This window comes from Butyricicoccus sp. OF10-2 (genome assembly GCF_003481925.1).
In the GTDB taxonomy this organism is placed as follows: domain Bacteria; phylum Bacillota; class Clostridia; order Oscillospirales; family Butyricicoccaceae; genus Agathobaculum; species Agathobaculum butyriciproducens.
Genome location: NZ_QUMC01000002.1, coordinates 144,455 through 164,492, shown reverse-complemented (window position 1 = coordinate 164,492; position 20,038 = coordinate 144,455). Strand labels below are relative to the sequence as shown.

Sequence of the window (20,038 nt, the reverse complement as noted above, 5' to 3'; positions counted from 1 at the left end):
GTGTGACAAATGCCTTAAAAGTTCAGAAATTAGCCATTACAGCCTTTATCGCGGTTGTGATGGCTTTTCTTTTTCTCAATTTGTTCACCGTGCAGGCGCACGCCGCCGGACTGCTGGACGAAACCATTGATACGGCGCACGAGTTCAGCAGGTATCCCATTGATAACTACCAGCTTGATTTTTACGTTGATTCCTCGTGGGATTGGCTGCCATGGAACTGGCTGGACGGTATCGGCAAAACGGCGCAGTACGCAATTTACCTGTTCACGAATTTCCTGTGGACGCTGAATTTGTACATTTCAAATGCAGTTGGTTATCTGATTCAGCAGGCATATGACCTCGACTTCATCAGCAGTGCCGCCAGTGAGATCGGCAAAAACATTCAGTTGATCGCGGGTGTATCGGCCAGCGGATTTGACAGCACGGGCCTGTTTCCCGGTATGATGGCGATTGTCACGCTACTGGTTGGCGTGTACTGCACCTATGTTGGACTGGTCAAACGAGAAACGACAAAAGCGTTTCATGCGGCGCTGAATTTCGCCGTTGTGTTTGTGGTGTCGGTTGGGCTGATTGCCTACGCACCATCTGCAATTACCGGTGTAAACGAGTTTTCGAGCGACATCAGCAACGGTATTGTCGATGTGAGCGCGAAAATTCTTGCGCCGGACACGGCAGGCGAGAACACGGGCGTTTCTGCGATTCGGGACTGTTTGTTCGGTATCCAAGTCAAGCAGCCGTGGCTTATCATGCAGTTTGGCGATTCGAATGTGGAGAATATCGGAGAAGAACGGGTAAACAGCCTGCTCGGCACTTCGCCGGACGAGAATCGCGGCAAAGACAGGGAAGAAGTCGTGAAATCGGAACTGGAAGATTACGATAATGGCAATCTGACCGTAACCGAGGTGACAAGCCGGTTCGGCCTATCCGTGTTCTTCCTGATTTTCAATCTGATAGTGTCGGCGTTTGCGATTATGCTCACAGGCAGTATGCTTCTATCGCAGATTTTGTTTATCATCAGCGCGATGTTCCTGCCGGTGAGCCTGCTGATCAGCATGATTCCGGCGTTTTCTGGGACAAGCAGACGAGCAGTGATTTCGCTGTTTAACACAATTATGCTGAGAGTGGGAACAACGCTGCTGACCACGTTCGTTCTGGTGCTATCCTCGCTAGCGTACACGATTGCCAACGGAAAACCGTTCGTGGTGGTCGTATTGCTGCAGGTAATTGTGTTCGCGGGCGTGTACATGAAGCGCGACAAGCTGCTCGGCATGATCGGTCTGCGTGATGAGGGCACGGGTCGTGTCGGTCGAGCCATGACAAACCGGCCGCGCCGGACGATTTCTCGTGCTGTGAGAAAGGCACTGCCGTTTGCGGCAGGTGTTGGAGTAGGAAAGCGCTCTGCGCAGCGCCGTGCTATGCAGAGTACACAGAGAACAGCTTCAACTTCGGCAAGCCGTGAAACCGTTCAGCCGAAGAAGAAGAATCTTGGTCAGAGAGTAGGCGAAACGGCAGGCAAGATTGCGGATACGCCATCTCGCGTGCGGGATAAGGCGGTAGAAACCGTGCAAAAGGTCAAGGACGCACCGACTAATGCGGAATATGCTGTCCGCAGCAATGTGGAATCTGCACGGGAAAGTGTGCGGGAAACCATGCAGAAACGTCGAGAAGCGCGTGCTGCACAGATGGAATCTCGCAGGACTACCACGGCAAGCTGCCGGGAACAGTTATCTCAGCGAAAAAGAGAACGCAATGAGGGTAATACGGAAAAGCCCAGAACGGAAAGCACTCGTGTTGCACCAAAGGAGCGCCCAACTGTCCCCAAACAGCAGAAAACCGAACCGGAAAAGCCGTCTGCACCGCAGAATCGACCTCGGTCGGAACGGATTGAACCGACACCCAGACAGCGGGAAGATCGTCCGACGGTCAAGGATAAGCCGCAGACTACGGTTGCAGACCGCAAGCCGGACCGTCCGGCAGAACGTCCGATGGTGCCGGACAAGCCGAAAACACGATATACAATGCCAAAAGGACTGGACGAAGAAACCTTTGGTGTGGAGTTCAAACAGCGGAAAACCGGAGAAATCACGCGCAAACAGCGGCGTTCGGAGAGCCGAGGTGAGCGCAAGTGATGAAAAAGGCGGCAATGGCAGGTGCCTGGGCTTCGGACTGCTGATTGCTTTACTTCTGTCGATGTTTCTGATTATTGCTTCGGATGATGAGGGCGGCGGAAGTAATTCGGGACTGTATATCGGTGTGAATCTCTCAGCAGAAGTGCTCGCGCATCAACCCATGGTTGAGAAGTACGCACGGCAGAACGGTATCAGCGATTATGTCTATGTCCTGCTTGCTATTATTCAGGTGGAAAGCGAGGGCAAGCTGGAGGACGTTATGCAGTCGTCTGAATCTGCCGGACTGCCGATGAATACGCTCGGCACAGAGGACAGTATCAAGCAGGGATGCAAGTATTTCGCCGAATTGGTGACAAAGGCGGACAAACTCGGCTGTGATATGGACGCTGTAATTCAAGCGTACAATTACGGCAGTGGCTTTCTGGACTTCGTTGCGAAAAACGGCAAGCGGTACACCTTTGAACTGGCACAGGAGTTTTCTCGTCAGCACTCCGGCGGCGTGAAAGTCACCTATAAAAATGAGATTTCCACGCCGATCAACGGCGGCTGGCGGTATAACTACGGCAATATGTTCTATGTCAAGTTGGTAAAGCAATATCTGACGCAGACCGGCGGTGACGCACTCGGAACGGACGCACAGAATCGCATTGTCGAGGTGGCACGAAATTCAGAAAAGTACGGTATTTCGGCTGCTGGCGGATATTGTGAAGCATGGGCGGAAGAAGTTTACCGCAAAGCGGGTGTATCCATCGACCGGCATTGTTGTGCGGGCAAAAATCGTGCGCTGTATACGGTCGGAAAGTCCAGCAAGAATATTCCGCTCGGTGCGATGGTTTACAATGACCCGGCGGTATACCAGTCCCGAACGAACGACACCTGCGGACGAAATGCGGGTCACGTCGGCATTTACATTGGCAACGGCCAGATTATTTCCAACATCGGCGGTACTGTCATTGATACCGTAGAGGGCTGGACGGCCTACTATGGCTTCGGCGGCTGGGGCTGGGGCGGCGCTGTGGTTGCACAAAAATAAGACAAAGGAGAACGAATTATGTTTCAGAAAAAGACAGAAAAGCAGCAGAAACAAAAGAAACTGCGCGTTTACACGGTGAACAGCCGCAAGCCTGCTGTGATTGCACTGTGGCTGCTGTTCGTCTGTGGATTTGCGTTTGCATTGTACAAGAACTTTACAGCGATTGACACCCATACTGTTCACGAAAAGGAGATTGTTGAGCGCCGTGTGGAGGATACCAGCGGCGTAGAAGCGTTTGTGCGGAACTTTGCGAAAACGTACTATTCATGGAGCAACAACAAGGATTCCGTTGCACAGCGTACCGATGCGCTGACCGGTTATCTGACCGAGGACCTGCAGCGTTTAACGGCTGACACCGTGAAAAGTGACGTTGCGGTTTCCTCGTCCGTGCAGGACGTTCAGATTTGGTCTGTGGCGCAGAGAGGCGAAAACGATTTTGCGGTCGTGTTCACGGTAGCGCAAACCATTTCGGACGGCAAGAAAAAGGACACCGTATTCAGCGTTTATAAAACGATGGTCCACAAGGACGATAACGGCGATATGGTTATCACGCAAGCACCGACGATCACCGGAAAGCCTGCAAAATCTGCATATACGCCAAAAGCCGCAGAACCCGACGGAACGGTTTCTGCGGCCGAGAGCGAGGATATTACGGATTTCCTGACCACTTTTTTCACGCTGTATCCGACGGCTACGGAAAAAGAGCTGTCTTACTATGTCAGCAGTGGTTCCATGCCGTCGGTAAAGTGCGTGGACTATGCGTTCAATCAACTTAAAAGCACGGTGCTGAACAAGGACGGCGATACCGTAACGGCAACTGTGGCGGTGGAATATCTGGACAGCGTTACACAAATGACGCAGATTTCGCAGTTTGAGCTTGCGCTGAAACTGGTGGATGGGAATTGGAAAATCGTCGGGTGATGTATGCGTTTGTACGGGGAAAAGTAGCAAGTAACGAAGTGTGAAAATCGAATACCGAAGAGGAAAAAGGCTCGTCGCAGAATGTTTCGATTCTGAGACGAGCCTTCTATTCTCGCGGTGGCGAGCGCAAAAATTTTATGATTCACTTGATATTTTTATACATGGATACTTAGTTTCTTGCGTTTGTGTATTTGTTTCACACCAAACCAGATAATCTTCATCAAAAGGATATAATACATAATCAATTAACCCAGAAACATTTTCGGACAAATCCAATACTTTATTGGTTGTTATATCCCACACATAAAGTGCATTTCCAGTAATCGGACGCCATGTTATAAAATCGTTTGAAGATTGCAGTTCAGCAAATTCTAAGGTGCTGTCAATATTGTTTGGATATAATTTCGTGGTGGCGTCTATCTGTTTTGACCATTTCTTATGAGCGAAGTCATAACAGTATAACGATTCTGATTTTTGCGGCTGCCACTCCGAAACGCCTACGATAAAAGAGTTTGTGATGCATATTTCCTGCAACGGTTCGGGCGGCTCGATACACATACGTTTATGTTTTTCTATGTCATATGTCCAAAGGGAACTGCCATTAGAATCATATTTTAGATAAACAACATTTTTGTCATTCACAGACGGTGAACCAAAAGTGGTTTGCATGGAATCTGCTGTATCTGCAATTTCCAATTTATGATTGTTCAAATCATAAATTTTTATTGCAGGGTAAATACCATCTTCATTAGCTGTATAGCTGGCGTAAACAACAAAGCTGCCATTTACCGAAAGCGACCACGGGTGCGGGTCAAAATTCCGTGTTTTAGGGAAGAAATCGTTTTCGCCGTCTACGAATATGATTTCTCCTGTACGCAGGTCAGCCGCGTATACAGCCCAATTTTCACCAATAGAACTTCCTACACGCAGTTCGGCGTCTTGGCTCTCGGACCAGACAAACCAATTATCCTTATAATCAAAGGTTGTCATGGTGCCGTTTGTTTGCGTGTCCAATTTAATAAGTTCCTGTTGCTCTTGGGTATTTAAGTCAACCGACCTGATATAGTTATCAGCGTAATTTTTATATAATATCTCATGGTCGGATTTGTGACCGATATAAATGCTTTTTTCAAAATCAATATAATCTGATAAGATTACTGCGGTTTCGGTGTATGGTTCAATGGAAGCAACTAAATTTTTATTTTCACGCTCTCGATAACAATAAAGACCGAACATAGTTACTACAGCTAATAGAATGCATGAAATGGAAAGGTTCTTTTTCATTACTTTTCTCCTGCAATAGCCATTATAATTTAACTCAAATATAGCTGGTAAGACTATAAAATGCTTTACAGTTATTGTGAAAGATAATCGAGTATGTAAATTGTTTATTTCATATTTGTATTATACCATTAAAAGTGGAATTTGTACTGAAAGTGCAGAGTTCAGTATGATTTTTGCAGTAAAATGCACAGATGACGAATGGCGTTTTGGAGAGCTGTTGTCTGTTGTTTTACATTTTTAAAATAATCGCTACGGTATATCGATTATTATTCGTTGCGTGTTATGGATTTCTTGATTATCTTTTTCATATTATAGCCGACGGCAACCTAAAGGACTATCTTACTATGTTAGCAATGATTCCATGCTTACATATATGGTCAGCCAGCTTAAAAGCATAGTGTTGAACAGGCATAGCGATACTGTAATGGTAACTGTGACAGTAGAATACTGGATAATGTTATGAAAATGACGCAAATTTCGCAGTTTGAGCTTGTGCTGAAACTGGTAGATGGGAATTGGGAAATTGTCGGATAAATAAAAAGCTGAGGTAATCCTCAGCTTTTTATGGTCTTGGTTTGCATTAAAAAAGTCTATCCATGTTCTGCCGCAGCATACGAACCATGCGTTCGCAGTCCAGCATAGTATTATCAGCGCCGAACATGACAGCGGTCTGATCGACCACGCTCGTATCCGGATTGCTGCTGCCGAGCACGACCCGCCCGTTCTTCACGCGGTCCATCACGGCGTCCGCGTTATCGATGAGGAAATCCAGTTCGTTCATCAGGCTGCTGTTGTAGTAGCGGATCGGATTCTCCTGCTCGGTCATGCCGCTGCGGATGGTCTGCGCTTTGCGCTTGATGGAGTCCAGCGCCGCCATGGCGGTTGCCTTATCGGTAACTACATAGTCGGTATAGCCGCCGTTTTTCACCGCAGACGCACAATTCTTGATCTTCTGCGTATCCGTCCGCATATCAAGCAGCTGCTTCATGAGATTTGTCGCGTAGGTTTCCATTTCGGCACGCTTGCTGTCACTCAGCGGCATGCGCAGGAAGATGGCGTTCACGTCATTCTCCGCCTTGGCACTGTACCACGTTACGTCCATGCCGGTCAGCTCACCGATGTTGCGCAGCGGCAGATAGATGGAATTCTGGTAAAACAGCGGATAAATGGTCACGCCCTTCTGGTTTTTGAAGGTCTGCTGTTTGCCGTCCACGAGGACCTTTACGCCCTTATCGAGCGTAGCATGACCGGTCGCACCGACATATTTCACGCCTTCCTTGTGGTACGCATCGTCATCCGCACACGGATACGACTTTTCCGTAGTACCCGACAGGAACACCGTGCGCGATGCACCGTCCCACGAGATATTTTTGCCCATCCAGCGGCCAACCGTGCGCAGCGGCATGTAGGTCGAGCCGTTGTAGCTCAGCGCCGTGTAAACCGTCTTGCCGTCCTCGCTCGGGAAGGTGGCCGGAATGCCCTCTGCATAAATGTCCGCGCTCTGCGGATTGATTTTTACGGCGGTGCGGGGCTGTGTTGTAGTCTGTGTAGCTGCCTGTTCAGCAATTTGAGCTGTAGTGTGTGCCGGAATATTTGCGGCTTGCGCGCCAATACTTGCAGCCATTAGAGAGAAAACACAAACAATACTTCCTAATATGCGTTTCAGCTTCATACGATACACCCTTTCTCTGGTTACTATAATATTGCGTATAATATTACAACGAAGCACAACGGTTACTTTCATTGTACTTCGTTGATAGGGCGCTTAGTAGATGCCGTACAGTTCGGTAGTTACCTCACCAGAACCCGACACCGCGCTGCCAAAAGCTGTGATGTTATCGCCGGGGCTAATGATAAAATTATCTGCACCATACTGAATATCATCATAAAAGAGTACAGTGCATTCACTTTTCGTATTAACAACGCGTCTCAGCTGATAGCAGTTGCTCTGACCCATTGCAGAAGTCCAAACGCTGACGTTCATCTTAGTGATAGAACGATCAATATTATGCATATATACTGCCAAACCACTGTAGTCAACATTTCCGGCCAAGCCATCGGCTAATGTGACTCCCTGGTTGCCATCAACGTTTGTATATACTGTTGCGGTACGCGAATCGCCAAGACGACGGCCATTCGGTGCAGAGCGCGCAGCCTGAAGCATAATACCAGTAGAATCAGACGCCTGTACAGCTGCATTTACAATGATAGAACCCTGCTCATCGTTGGTCGTATCTTCGGGAATTGCTACTTCTACGGGAGTCTGCGTAGTGCTGCCATCAGCCTTGACATGAACGACATTGACAGTAACATTATCACCGGCAAATGCCGAAATCGACTGAGAATTTGCGAGTGCTGAGGACGGAACATCCTGCGAATTTACTGCGCCTGCGCTCATCATAAGAGCGGATGCGGCCATACAGCCTGCGAGCGTTGTGCTCATCATCTTCTTAAATTTGCTCATAGTGTTAATAATCCCTCCATATTCTGGTGTACTCTCGATGATTGCCATCGTATGGGTGCGACAATCATTCATGCTTTTATTGTAGAATAGTATTTGGTACATTAACAATGCGGTGTTTATCTGCATGATTGCAATTTACTTTTGATTGTTGCTCGGTGTAGCAATCTATGCAGATTTTTGTTAAACCATGGGAACCACTTCCATATGATAAAATGTGTATTAAAGAATTGTTTTTGATGTTTGCATTATAACATTTGAAGTAAAATTTTCAATAGATTTGCAGAGTTTGGTATGTCTGGTGCAGAAAGATGCAAAGGTTAGTAATTAAAGCAGGATTTGGTGGATGTATCTGATAATCAGCTAAGGATATGGCGAATAAATAATACATACTTAATAATCAATAGCTAAAAACATATGTGAACGCAAATATAAGCAGACGCCAATGCGATTGGCATTGGTGTCTGCTTATGAGTGATATTGTAAGTTTCAGAGTATGCGTTGAGAATTTAGAAACCGCTTGCAAATTCATCAATCAAGAACTGACTGCCGACCTTTTTTACATAAATCAAGCAGGTAGTGCTGGTTTGATTGGGGTCATACACCGAGTTTGCGGCGGGTTTCATTGCAAAAGAACATTCAAAAACGAGTTCTTTGGCTCTTGCGGAATAATCACCGTTATAAGTGCAGGACTTTAGTTTTGCTTCTTTCATACCGAATACGCCAATGCTGTAGTCAAATCCTGCGGCATCGCCGGTGCATAGCGTATTCATCTTCTGATACTGCTGATTGCCGAACAGCGTAAAGAACTCACTGATTACATTTTTAGCAGATGAAACGTCGCTGTCAGAAAAGACAGAATCGTTGATAAGAACAGAACTGGTGCTGCCTTGCCATGTAACCGTTTTGCCCAGCCATTCGCTGACAGCGCGTATCGGCACATAAGTCGTACCCTGATAGATCAACGGTTCTACTACCTTGCCGTTTACATCGGTAGCAACCTGTTTCTGGCCGTTCAGGTAAATGGTGATGCCGCCGTAGGTTGCAGTGATTTTGCGGCCATTGACTGCGAAAGCAATCGTACCCAGCAGCATACAGCAAATCAAGCCGATAATTGGGATGCGAAAACGCTTTTTCTTCATGTGCAATACCTCCCTGAATGATTATCGTTGTTACAGCAGGTATGCGTTAGTAGTTTTTGATTACATAGAAGCTGTAATTGCCGTTCAAATCTGCCGAGGAGAACGCAGCGTCTTTTCGATCGGTGGTGTGTGCTGTGTACGCGATTTTAGCACCATCATTGATGCTTACTAACACAATATGACCCGCACCGCTCGAAGTATAGGCAAAGCTGCCAGCCGTAGCATTGGTGTAGCTGGTTTTTGTTGCATAACCCTTGTTTACCATATACGAGGGTACTGCGGATGCACGAATCCACGAAACAGAATCGGCTTTCCAAGTTGCATCGGTGGGAATACCACCAGCATGGATACACTGAGAAACGAAATTAGCGCAGTCACCGCCGTTGCCCTTATAACTGGTATATGCCGGATTGTAAGACGACCAATACTTGTATGCGTAGTCGCGGGCGGCAATGCGGTTATAGCTGTTGTAGTTATTGATCTTGGTTGCAACCCAAGCGGGGGAAACCATCATGCTCTGAACAGCAGCCTGCGCATCTTCTGCACCATTTCGGTAAATATCATCATACGACCGCAGCTCGTACTCGTTGATATTGACATCATTGTCGAACTCGTCAAGGCCGGTTAGTGTAATGTTGTCCGGCTCGGCAACGGGTGCAGAAACCTTGATGTGATAGGTAAAATCGCTGGTTTCACCAATGTATTCGTCGAACATCTCAACAGTTGCATCCATCGACTGAACGAATGTGTCAACAACATTCTGCTGGGCCGCTGTCAGAGTAACATCCTGATCTAAGCCGAAAGTGGATTTTGCCAACTCCGCCTTATCGGATGCGGCCATTGTGGCATACGAAGAAGCGCCGAGTTCATCCAGATAGCCAGCGATGTACGGCATTTCTTCAACGCTCTGTGCTTTAAGGCGTTCGCTGACAGTTACTGTGGTTTCGTACTGAACCAAGCCGTCGGACTGGGTTACTTCACTGTCATCGAAGCGGAAGCCAACAAGCGAATAGAGGTCTTCATCGCTCTCACGGAAAAAATGCTCAATCTCGTTTTGTGCGGTTGCCTTCAACTGATTGATCGTGGCATCATCGAGTGCGTTGGGTTCCAGTGCAGCGACACCTATGTTGAGACACGAGAGAACCATTACGGAAGAAAGACTGCCTGCAAGAAACTTTTTGATAGTCATACTGCTGTTCACCTCCATGTTAGCAGTTCGGCTTGGATGAAAACTCATTAACTGAACTTACTGCATTGGAGTCATTCCCTTCATTTGGTGTATTTGTATTATACAACATACGGTAAAATACACAATGAGATTGCAGAGTTTGGCAGGCCTGATGCAGTAAAATGTACAAATAAAGAGCGGTAGCTTTGAAGCTATCGCCCTTTGTTTTACAAATTCAAAATAATCTCTACGGTATATAGATTATTCTCTTGGTTGATTTGCATCGTGCCGCCAATTTGTTCTACTGTGGAACTGACGTTTTTCAGCCCATAACCATGAATACCCTCGCGTTTCTTAGAAGAAAATTCTGGGTCATAGGGATTGGAAATGCGGTAATACAGAATACTGTCCTTTTGTCTTAAAGTTAAACTTACGATTTTAGGCGTATCGGCAGATACACCGCTGCACGCGCGAATTGCGTTATCCAATGTATTTCCGAGAATAACACTTAAAACCAGCGGGGACAGGGCAAGCTGAGGGGAAACAAAAACGTCGATTTTTAAAGTAATACCGGCAAGCGAGGATTTTCCCAGTGCATCATTCAAAATTGCGTTAATAACCGGATGGTCTACATCAACGATTTTGCTAAGCGAATTGAATGATTTGGTAATGGTTTCGAGATATAACTCTGCTTGTGATACATCACTGTCCTTGACTAATGCAGTAACAGCAGTTAATTGCTTTTTTATATCATGCCACAGGCTTCGCGTTTGCTCGTTAGCGGATTTCATCTGTTCGTAATAAGACAGCTGAGTTTCGAGTTGCTGTTCAGCCAAACGCCGCTGCTGCTCGTTTTCGTAATTTGTACGAATAGATCGCATATATACGAAGAATACAATGTTGATGTACAAAATTCCGGCAATAGAAAGTGTTAATAAAATTAAAAGAAAGTGCGATACGGTTCCGACCAATTCCAATGATACAATGCAGATAAATACACTGACGAGCTGGCAGGTCGTGAGTGGGAGCAATTCTTTGAATGGAATATCAAGTAAACCTTTTTTGCCGAACAGTGTGACAATAAAAAGAATGAGCAGCAAGTTTATCAGCTTTGCAAAGATGATAAATATGCAGCGTGCTAACCCCTGTCCGAGGATAACCGTTCGTGAAATGCCGGAGAGATAAAAAGGATATTCACATATTACGTCAACCAACACACTGAGGGTTATAAATGCTGTTGAAGTTAAAAGTGCCTTGCGAACAGTGGATTCAAAAATCGCATATGTTGATACACTGATAATGCTCCAGCTAAGTAGGATACGAAGTATACCCGGCATAGGGATACAGCTCATCACGATAATAAAAATACCTACAAGCAAGTATAAATGTCCTTTGTATTTAGTGCTGCGATATTTTGAGTAAAATCCAGATGCAAAAAGATAGAGTAGAAAAGTGTCTAATACACCACTGAGGGCTTCAATTAGCAAAGTCATATGTTTTCCCTCGCAAACTTTGTAAAAGCTGCAATGACATCTTTCTTTCGGTTTCTACTGATTTTGATGAGTTGATGGTCCTGCATTTCTATATCGTCTTTTGTTATGCGAATTACATGATGCAGATTGATTAAGAAACTGGCATGAATACGAAGAAAATTGGCTGATGATAATTGGGGTTCGACCTCTTTCAGGCTCAAGCGAGCTTTGTAAATCTGCTGCTGTGTATGAACGAAAAGCATATAATTACGAGACTCGAAATACAGAATTTCTTGTACAGGGATACGATACAATTCGCCGTTCGAGGAGAATGTAAAATACTGCGGAATAATCAGACGCAAAGCGCGCTTTAGAACTTCGTGGAACTTTGCCTCATTAAGAGGTTTTACAAGATAATGAAAAGCCACATCATAACCACGAATCGTATATTCGGTGCTCTTGGTTACAAAAACAATAAGCGGTTTTGCGCTTCCTGACATAAGTTCTTCTGCAGCATCAAAGCCATTTGTATCATCCATTTCAATATCCAGAAAAATCAATGGGAAAAATGTCGTCTTCGCTGCTGCCAGCAGTTCGTCTGCTGAGGAAAAAAGGACAATAGATAATTCGGGGGCATATCGCTTGACTAATGCTTCGATATTGAGCCGTTCCTGATCTTCATCATCACAAATTGCAATTCGCATAAATACTCCTGTTAAAAATCACATCTCGAAATAAGTTTTAACATTCCAAGGGCTAATTGTTGCTGTTTCTTTGAGAGTTTGGAATAGAGTTGTGCGTATTTTTGCTTCAGTTTTGCGCTTTCTTCGAGTGTTGATGTGCAGAATAAAGATTGTACATCAAGTTCTAATGTCTCAATCAACTGTAATAAAACCGGATAAGATGGATAACTGAGTCCGCGTTCAATTTGGCCGATATATCCGGCGGTTTTTCCGATTTTCTCAGCAAGACGCTCTTGCGTCAACCCTAACTCTTTACGTTTGACTTGAATAATTTCTCCAAGACCTGTCATTTATAATCACCTCAGGTATAGCGATACTATTATTCTAAGTAGTATGGATACCAATTAGAAGCGACTAATACTATTATTTTATAATAGTTATACTATCTTTTCAACTAATTACTGCAAAAACATGACTAAACTCTGCAAGGACATTGAAATACTTCAAGAGGTCGATATAATAGTGGGTATCAGGTATAGTAAAGTAAATAAGAGAGAATAGAGTATTTTTATGAAGAAATTTGTCGATTCTTATTGTAACTATCTCCAAAAGAAGCGGATTATTGTATCAAATGAGCAATGGGAAATCTGTGCGTATGGCTTGGAATTGATTGTTTCTGCAGTTCTAAATATTGTAATTTTGGTAATGTGTTCATTTATACTACATGAAGAAAGGTATATTTTATTTTACTTTTTGGGATTTATTCCGTTGCGCTTGTTTGCAGGGGGATACCATGCGGATAATCATTTGAATTGCTGTATAATATTTGCAGGAATTTACTTGGTATCAGTTTTTCTGAGATGTATTGCTGAGCCTCCTTTAGTTCTTTGCTTCATTGTGATTGAAACAATATTGATTTTGCTGTTATCTCCGGTCGAATCAGCTAATAAACAGATTACATACAAACGTCGTAGAATTAGCAGAAATAGAAGTATATGGATATTGCTGGCGAATGTGGTTGTATGTATAGTATTTCTTTGGGTTCAGCCCAATAACAGTTATATAGAATACTATCTTATCAGTGGATTTTTAGCATCATCTACGATGATTGCTGGAAAAATAAAATTACATTTTGCAAGTCGTAAAAAGGAGGGTGCATCTTTATGAAAAAATTTATCAACTGGTGTATTGTGCATGGTGGTCAGATTATTACTGCACTGGCAATTGTTGCAGCAACCGCTTCTGTGGGCACTACTTGTCTGTTTGAATCGTATCAGCCGGAAGTTCCAGAATGCCTTCGTGAGCGATAATATGTGGGCGGATGTACAAATATTGAAGTAAAAAATTCAAATCTGTAAAATTTGATCAGAACGCTACTGCAATCCTAATCAAGGGTGTTGTCAGTAGCGTTTTGATTTGTAAAATGTTTTATGAAGCAAAGCCATTTGTATAGCTTAATAGCTGTGCGAAAGGCTTTATTTTTTTGCCCTAAAATCAAAAAGTGCAGAGTATTTCGCTCTTTTATAGATTCCTGGCAAGCCTGTATTGCCCGCTATCCATAATCTCCAATCTCAAACAAAAACTTTGAGATTGGAGCTTGAAAATGAAAAAGTGGCAGAAAAACCGCAACTACAAGCGGATTAAAGATAAGGACGGCAACGTGGTTGCAAACATCATCACTGTGTTCGGACAGGATGTAGAGGTTTCGGACGAGATATTTGATACATACTCGCAGATGGACCGGCGTGCAAGATATATCGGAGAGGATATTCCCGCAGAGAGCGAAATATCGCTGGAACGCACGATTGAGGATGGTATACATATCAAAACGTTGGAAAACGCAGAACTGAGTGCGGAGGAATATTGCTTGCTTGAGGAAGAAGCAGAACATGAAGCAAAAATGCTGGATGAGTTGCCTAAAGTTATTGAATCACTGCCGGAAAGTGACAAAAAGCTGATTAAAGCGCTGTACTATGACGGCTATTCGACCCGAGAATATGCACAAAAATTGGGTATTACGCAGGCTGCAATGCTTAAGCGCCGAAATCGTATTTTGAAGTATCTGAAAAAATATTTTGAAAAATTCTGATTTTCAGGGTGTTCAGTAGGCGTTTTTCTTGGGGGTACAGTGAGGGGATAAATATTCTCTCACTGCTCCTTGGCAACTGAACATCAAACATCAGGTACAAATTCTGTGCGGAGAGCTGCGGCGCAAAGCCGCGAACTGTCGGGCGGCTCCCGACAAGGCGATGACCCGCATAGATGATAATGATACTCCCGATCAGTCACCGTCCGAGCGTTGAAAGCGTCGCAGGCTATGAGATCGGACAACGAGATAGGTGCAATGCCTGTGAGGTCGGTACGCTGCTGACCGCCTGATGTTTCCCGGCAGCCGGGGGTGAGGACGAATAGGCTGACAGAGAAATGCGAGGTGATGATATATATGATAGTGTAAAAATCCAGACAACAGAATAATCACAAACCGGAAGAACCGCATGGATTCCTCCGGTTTTGCTTTTACAGAGAGGTTTATCTATGGAATGGAAAAACGCAAATAAGATACTGCCGGAACGCGGTCATCGGGTTCTGTGCCTGTATCCGAACGGCAAAATGGACGTACAGCTTTACTTAGGCCGTGAGAGTTTCGTTCACGATCTGTACGGACGCTGTATTTTCTGGACGGAACTGCCGAAACGCCCGAAAGCCTATTTTAAGCTGATGGGACGCAATGAATAAAGAACAGCAGGCAATCGCTCGTCTGGCAGAGCGGGGAAGAAGTGCTGCACTGGTGGCTGCAGGACGGCGTGCTGCCGGGGCAGTTGAGTATTTCAGATTACTTAACAGAAATGGAGTGAAGGAGTGAAACAATGTCAATCATAAAGCGAATCACCTCAGCAGGACTGTCGCTGGCGATGGCGGCAACGATTATCCCAAGTTCGTTTGCCGTCAGCACGAAGTCTGCAAGCACGCTGTCCTCGGTGACGGCAAAATATCTTGACACAGAAAACGGCAAGGAGATTGCCAAAAAGCAGACATACAGCGTCACACACGAGGAAAAGTCCCCGCAGACGATCACAAACTACACCTACGCAGATTATACCGAAAGTGTTGAGTATGTGTATTCGCATAAGGACTTGACCTACATCATCGGTTATCCCGACAAGGGCGTACACCCGAACGGTGATCTGACCCGCGCCGAAGCTGCTATGATCTTCTACCGTCTGTATGACGGTGATTATCCCAGCTTCACGCGCCGTATGTCAAACAGCACCTTCAAGGATGTAAGCGCAAAGAACTGGTTCTATGAGCCGGTCGAAACGCTGTACAATATCGGTCTGCTGGAAGGTAAGTCCAAGGACAGCTTTGCACCGAACGCGCCCATCAGTCGTGCGGAGTTCGCCGCGCTGGCGGCTCGTTTCCAGAACCTCAAATACACCAGCGGCAAGGTTTTTTCCGATGTAGAGAAAGGTCACTGGGCATACAGCTATATCAACGCTGCGAGCGAAGCAGGATGGATTCAGGGCTATCCCGACGGCACTTTCCGTCCCGACAAGGAGATTACCCGAACCGAAACCGTAACGCTGGTGAACAGCATGATTAACCGCACTGTTACCCGCGAAAAGCTGAAAGCACTGAAAGTGCGAAATCCGTACAACGATCTTGCAGAATCGTTCTGGGGCTACACAAACCTTATGGAAGCAACGGTATCCCATACCGCCGAGGAATGGCATGACGCGAAGTACAATGATGGCAAGTACAATATCATCGTTGAGAAATTCGTAGACACCAACGGCAAGGAGATCGCAAAGTCTGTCACTACGGCGGGCAAGGCAGAATCCGCGCCCAAGTCCATTCCGGCGTATGAGTATCGCGGCTATATCCGCACGATCACTTATAAGTACAGCACCGGTGACGCGCTCCCGTCCATCGAAAAGACGGCAAGCGTCAAGGACGCAAAGGTAGGCGAGGAAATCACCTACACGATCAAGCTGTCGAACGATAAGAAAGCAAGTTCCGCATGGAAAAGTGTCGTGCTGACCGATAAAATTCCGTCCGGCATGACCTTTATCGAGGGCAGCATCTATGTGAACAATGTAGCGGCTACCCACACTGCAAAGAACGGCACTCTGACCGTGGGCCTCGGTGATATTGCCGCTGGCAAGACCGTGATTGCCACTTTCAAGGCAAAAATCAACGGTGATATGTACAATCAGACGATCTACAACACCGCTGTTGCCAAGGGTACGAACGGTTATGTGACCGCTGCGGACGGCAAGAAAACCAACATTTACGAGGACAAGGACGATGGCGTGTATGTCAAAAAGGGCGATACCGCGCCGTATGTGACCAAGACTGCGGATAAAGAAACCGCGAATGTCGGTGACAAGATCACCTACACCGTCAAGGTTGGCAACGGTGACGGTGCTGTTTACGAAATCGAAAACGCTAAAATGGCAGATACCATTCCGGCTGAATTTGACTTCGTAGACGGCAGCGTGCAGGTGGATGGCAAGTCCTATCCGTACAGCTATGACAACGCCAGCCGCAAGCTGTCTGTTGTGATCGGCAATCTGAAGCCGAACGCTGCCCGCACCGTAACTTTCGCTGTGACCGTGGGCAAGTCGGCTTACGGCAAGACCGTACACAACACCGCTGTCCTCTCCGGCGATAACATCAAGGACACCGAGGACAAGGACAAGGGCGTTGAGATTGGTGACGGCAAGACCAAGCCGGAAGTTACCAAGACTGCGGACAAGTCCACTGCCAATGTTGGCGATAAAGTGACTTACACCATCAAGCTGGCAAACGGCGAGTTCGCAAGCGTGACAATCAAGGGCGCTGTGCTGACCGATACCATTCCGAACGGACTGGATATTCAGTACGGTTCTGTCACGCTCAACGGCAAGCTGACCAACGATTACAGCTATGATGAAGCATCCCGCGTTCTGACCGTCAAGGTCGGTGATCTCGGCGTGGAAGAAAGCGCAACGGTAACTTTCGTTGCAGTGGTCAACACCGCCGCATACGGCAAGACTATCTACAACACCGCTGTGATGAAGTCCGACAACACGCCGGACACCAGCGGCAAGGACAATGGCGTAACCGTTGGTGACGGCAAGGCAAAGCCACAGATCGACAAGACTGCAAACAAGTCCTCTGCCCGCGTGGGCGATAAGATTGCGTACACGCTGACCGTAAAGAATGATGATACCGCAACTGTTCCGGTTGAGAACGGCGTTATCACCGATGTTCTTCCGGCTGGACTGACCTTTGAATACGGTTCTGTCACGCTGAACGGTAAGAACACGAACGATTACACCTACGATGAGAATACCCGCCTGCTGACCGTCAATGTCGGCACGATTGAGCCGGACGCAAAGCAGATCATCGGCTTCACCGTAACGGTGAACGAATCCGCGTACAACACCACCATCCAGAACCTTGCAACGCTGACATCTGATAATGCAGACCCGGTGCAGGACAAGGACGATGGCGTAGCAATCGCGGACGGTGACGCGCTGCTGACCGTTTCCAAGTCCGCAGACAAAACCACTGCCAAGGTTGGCGATACGATCACCTACACCGTAAACGCTGCCAATGCGACTGGTGCGGATGTGAATATCCGCGACGCGGTTATGACCGATACCATTCCGGACGGACTGACCTTCCGCGGCAATGTAACCGTAGACGGCTACTCCGCAGAATATCAGTACGACAATACCGGCAAGACCCTGACCGTATCGCTTGGTGAGATCGCGCCGAACCAGACCAAGGCAATCCGCTTTGATGTAACCGTCAACAGCGACGCTTACGGTATGCACATTGAAAATACCGCCCTCGTCAGCGGCAGCAATACGCCGGACAAGAGCGGTACGGATAACGGTGTGGATATTGAAGATGGTACGGCAGATGGTCATGCGAGCAGCAAGACCGCAAACAAGACCACCGCAGCAGTTGGTGATACGATTACCTATTCTATCCGCCTGGAAAACGGTGCAGCAGCTACCGCTGATTGGGAGAACATGAAAGTGATTGACGTTTTGCCTGACGGCGTAAGTTTTGCAGGAAACGTGCAGGAGAATGGTTCGGCAACGGTCAATTATTCGTACAATGTTACGATGAAAACAATCACTTTCACGCCGGATGCTATCGCAGCAGGCGCACAGACCGTTCTTAGCTTTGATGTAATCGTAGATGATGGTTCGCAGGGAAAGTTTATCGTAAACACTGCTATCCTCGATGATAACGGCAAGGAAACACCCATGCCGGACGGCGGCGTACAGATTGACGAGGGCAACGCTGCTCCGATCGTAAAGAAGTCTGCAAGCGTCACCACTGCCAATGTAGGCGATACCTTCACCTACACGATCACTGCAAAGAACGGCAACAAGGCAACTGCCGCATGGAAGAATGTCGTAATGACCGATACGCTCCCGACTGGTGTTAAGCTGGTAGGCGGCGTGTATATCAACAACGAATTTGCGCTGTATCATTTGAGCGGCAATGCGCTGTCTGTGCTCGTAGGTGATCTCGAACCGGGCGAATCGGCTGAAATCACTTTTGACGTGCAGGTGCTTGAAAATGCGGCTGGTACAACGATTACCAATACGGCTTCGCTTGATGGCGATAACGGTCATGGCACGGCAACAGATAAGGGCGTAACGATTCCTGACACGGCAGAACAGCCGGACAACACCACAGCGTTTTATGTAACCAAAGAGGTTGATAAAACTGTGGTGAATGTAGGCTCCGGCGTTCCAGCAGACCGCAAGCGTGCTATATTCACTATCACGATTGGCAACGATTCCAACCAGATGTGGAAACGGGTTATCCTCAAAGATGCGCTGGATACCACGCTGGTAACGCCGGTTTTGAAAAATAACGTCTATGTGGACGGTGTTCTGAACAACAAGTGGAGTTTCCGGAGCAAAGTATTTACTCTGGAACTCGGTGACATTGCGCCGAACGAAAAGTGCGTGGTGAAAATCACGGTTGAGTTTAAGACCGATGCGGGCGGCAAGACGTACACCAACCTTGCCGCGGCTACGGGTGACAATGGTTCGGCTTCGGGCCGTTCGCCGGAGATTGAAGTCGTTTCGTCTGGTTCGTCCGGTACACCGGTGCTGACGGATATTCACTATCAGTTGTTCGGTGGTTACGCGGACGGTCTGTGGCGGCCGAATGATCGCGTATCCCTGCAGGAAGCCTGCACGGTTGTATATCGTCTGATTGCTAACGGCGGCAACACATGGCTGCCGCGCGGCACGACTACCGTTCCGAAATACCAGTACGATATTCCGGAAGAAGCGAAGTATTTCGTTTCCATCGGCGTTCTGCCTGCATCTGCATTTGATACCACTCGCATGGACGAGGGTGACGATTACGAGATCAACTACACGATCTCGAAGAACGGCTACCTACGTATCTGGGCTGCGTCTGGTCAACTGAACTCGCTTGTGGCCTACGCGGCGCGAACGAATATCGGTCTCAGCGGTGATGTATCCCGTCTGACGTTCGCAAAGGCAATCTGCCAGATTACCGGACGCGACACCTCGCCGGATGTTTCCGGTTACAGCGGCAATCTCCGCACATGGGCGGACGCTCCCTCGTCTGTTGTGACCGAGGTTTCGCACGAACACGATTTCATCATGGACAGTGACCGCAACGAATACTGGATTTGAGAGTAGAATGAGAAAACCCGCCTGTTTTGCAGCAGGCGGGTTTTACATTAGCAGAGAGCAACA

The 20,038-nt window shown here is 46.9% G+C and carries 16 protein-coding genes; 8 read left to right on the top strand and 8 right to left on the bottom strand.

The genetic code is table 11. From position 1 onward, the window contains the following. The first annotated feature begins 2 nt into the window (after positions 1–2). The 3 genes from DXB00_RS02500 to DXB00_RS02490 are packed head-to-tail and all read left to right on the top strand — an operon-like array spanning position 3 to position 4,083. Entirely contained in the window at positions 3–2,129 is a 2,127-nt protein-coding gene (locus tag DXB00_RS02500; RefSeq protein ID WP_118360189.1) for a CD3337/EF1877 family mobilome membrane protein, read from the top strand. Next, a complete protein-coding gene (locus tag DXB00_RS18090) occupies positions 2,116–3,162 on the top strand; it encodes a lysozyme family protein (protein WP_442861356.1) in 1,047 nt (348 codons plus the stop codon). Before DXB00_RS02500 ends, DXB00_RS18090 begins: the two co-directional genes overlap by 14 nt. An 18-nt stretch (positions 3,163–3,180) precedes the next feature. After that, positions 3,181–4,083, top strand: coding sequence for a conjugal transfer protein (locus DXB00_RS02490; protein ID WP_118360187.1), 903 nt, complete (start codon positions 3,181–3,183; stop codon positions 4,081–4,083). Between the two features lie 135 nt (positions 4,084–4,218). Here DXB00_RS02490 and DXB00_RS02485 read toward each other — a convergent pair whose 3' ends face one another. From DXB00_RS02485 to DXB00_RS02450, 8 genes are all read right to left on the bottom strand, one after another. Beyond that, positions 4,219–5,367, bottom strand: a complete 1,149-nt coding sequence (locus DXB00_RS02485; RefSeq protein WP_118360186.1) for a hypothetical protein — start codon at positions 5,365–5,367, stop codon at positions 4,219–4,221. Between the two features lie 580 nt (positions 5,368–5,947). Beyond that, positions 5,948–6,991 carry a stalk domain-containing protein gene (locus DXB00_RS02480; RefSeq protein ID WP_158579335.1) on the bottom strand — a complete coding sequence of 348 codons (1,044 nt, stop codon included), beginning with the start codon at positions 6,989–6,991 and terminating at the stop codon, positions 5,948–5,950. A gap of 141 nt (positions 6,992–7,132) precedes the next feature. Beyond that, on the bottom strand, positions 7,133–7,831 hold the full coding sequence (locus tag DXB00_RS02475) for a hypothetical protein (RefSeq protein WP_117491610.1): 699 nt from the start codon (positions 7,829–7,831) through the stop codon (positions 7,133–7,135). Positions 7,832–8,337: 506 nt separating this feature from the next. Next, entirely contained in the window at positions 8,338–8,970 is a 633-nt protein-coding gene (locus tag DXB00_RS02470) for a copper amine oxidase N-terminal domain-containing protein (RefSeq protein WP_117491608.1), read from the bottom strand. A 46-nt stretch (positions 8,971–9,016) separates the two neighbouring features. After that, positions 9,017–10,159: an amidase domain-containing protein gene (locus DXB00_RS02465; RefSeq protein ID WP_158574627.1), complete on the bottom strand. Its 1,143-nt coding sequence runs from the start codon at positions 10,157–10,159 to the stop codon at positions 9,017–9,019. A 206-nt stretch (positions 10,160–10,365) separates the two neighbouring features. Further along, entirely contained in the window at positions 10,366–11,631 is a 1,266-nt protein-coding gene (locus DXB00_RS02460; RefSeq protein ID WP_119214475.1) for a sensor histidine kinase, read from the bottom strand. After that, positions 11,628–12,314, bottom strand: a complete 687-nt coding sequence (locus DXB00_RS02455; protein ID WP_117491603.1) for a LytR/AlgR family response regulator transcription factor — start codon at positions 12,312–12,314, stop codon at positions 11,628–11,630. Before DXB00_RS02455 ends, DXB00_RS02460 begins: the two co-directional genes overlap by 4 nt. Before the next feature lie 11 nt (positions 12,315–12,325). Beyond that, positions 12,326–12,643, bottom strand: coding sequence for a helix-turn-helix domain-containing protein (locus DXB00_RS02450; RefSeq protein ID WP_119214474.1), 318 nt, complete (start codon positions 12,641–12,643; stop codon positions 12,326–12,328). Positions 12,644–12,863: 220 nt separating this feature from the next. Here DXB00_RS02450 and DXB00_RS02445 point away from each other — a divergent pair, with 220 nt between their 5' ends. From DXB00_RS02445 to DXB00_RS02420, 5 genes are all read left to right on the top strand, one after another. Beyond that, on the top strand, positions 12,864–13,460 hold the full coding sequence (locus DXB00_RS02445) for an accessory gene regulator B family protein (protein ID WP_118360182.1): 597 nt from the start codon (positions 12,864–12,866) through the stop codon (positions 13,458–13,460). Continuing rightward, entirely contained in the window at positions 13,457–13,603 is a 147-nt protein-coding gene (locus DXB00_RS02440; protein ID WP_117491597.1) for a cyclic lactone autoinducer peptide, read from the top strand. Before DXB00_RS02445 ends, DXB00_RS02440 begins: the two co-directional genes overlap by 4 nt. 350 nt (positions 13,604–13,953) lie before the next feature. Next, entirely contained in the window at positions 13,954–14,382 is a 429-nt protein-coding gene (locus DXB00_RS02435) for a sigma-70 family RNA polymerase sigma factor (protein WP_158578159.1), read from the top strand. A gap of 446 nt (positions 14,383–14,828) precedes the next feature. Further along, positions 14,829–15,029: a hypothetical protein gene (locus DXB00_RS02425; RefSeq protein ID WP_110437253.1), complete on the top strand. Its 201-nt coding sequence runs from the start codon at positions 14,829–14,831 to the stop codon at positions 15,027–15,029. Positions 15,030–15,160: 131 nt separating this feature from the next. Next, on the top strand, positions 15,161–19,975 hold the full coding sequence (locus DXB00_RS02420; RefSeq protein WP_119214473.1) for an isopeptide-forming domain-containing fimbrial protein: 4,815 nt from the start codon (positions 15,161–15,163) through the stop codon (positions 19,973–19,975). Positions 19,976–20,038: the final 63 nt, after the last annotated feature.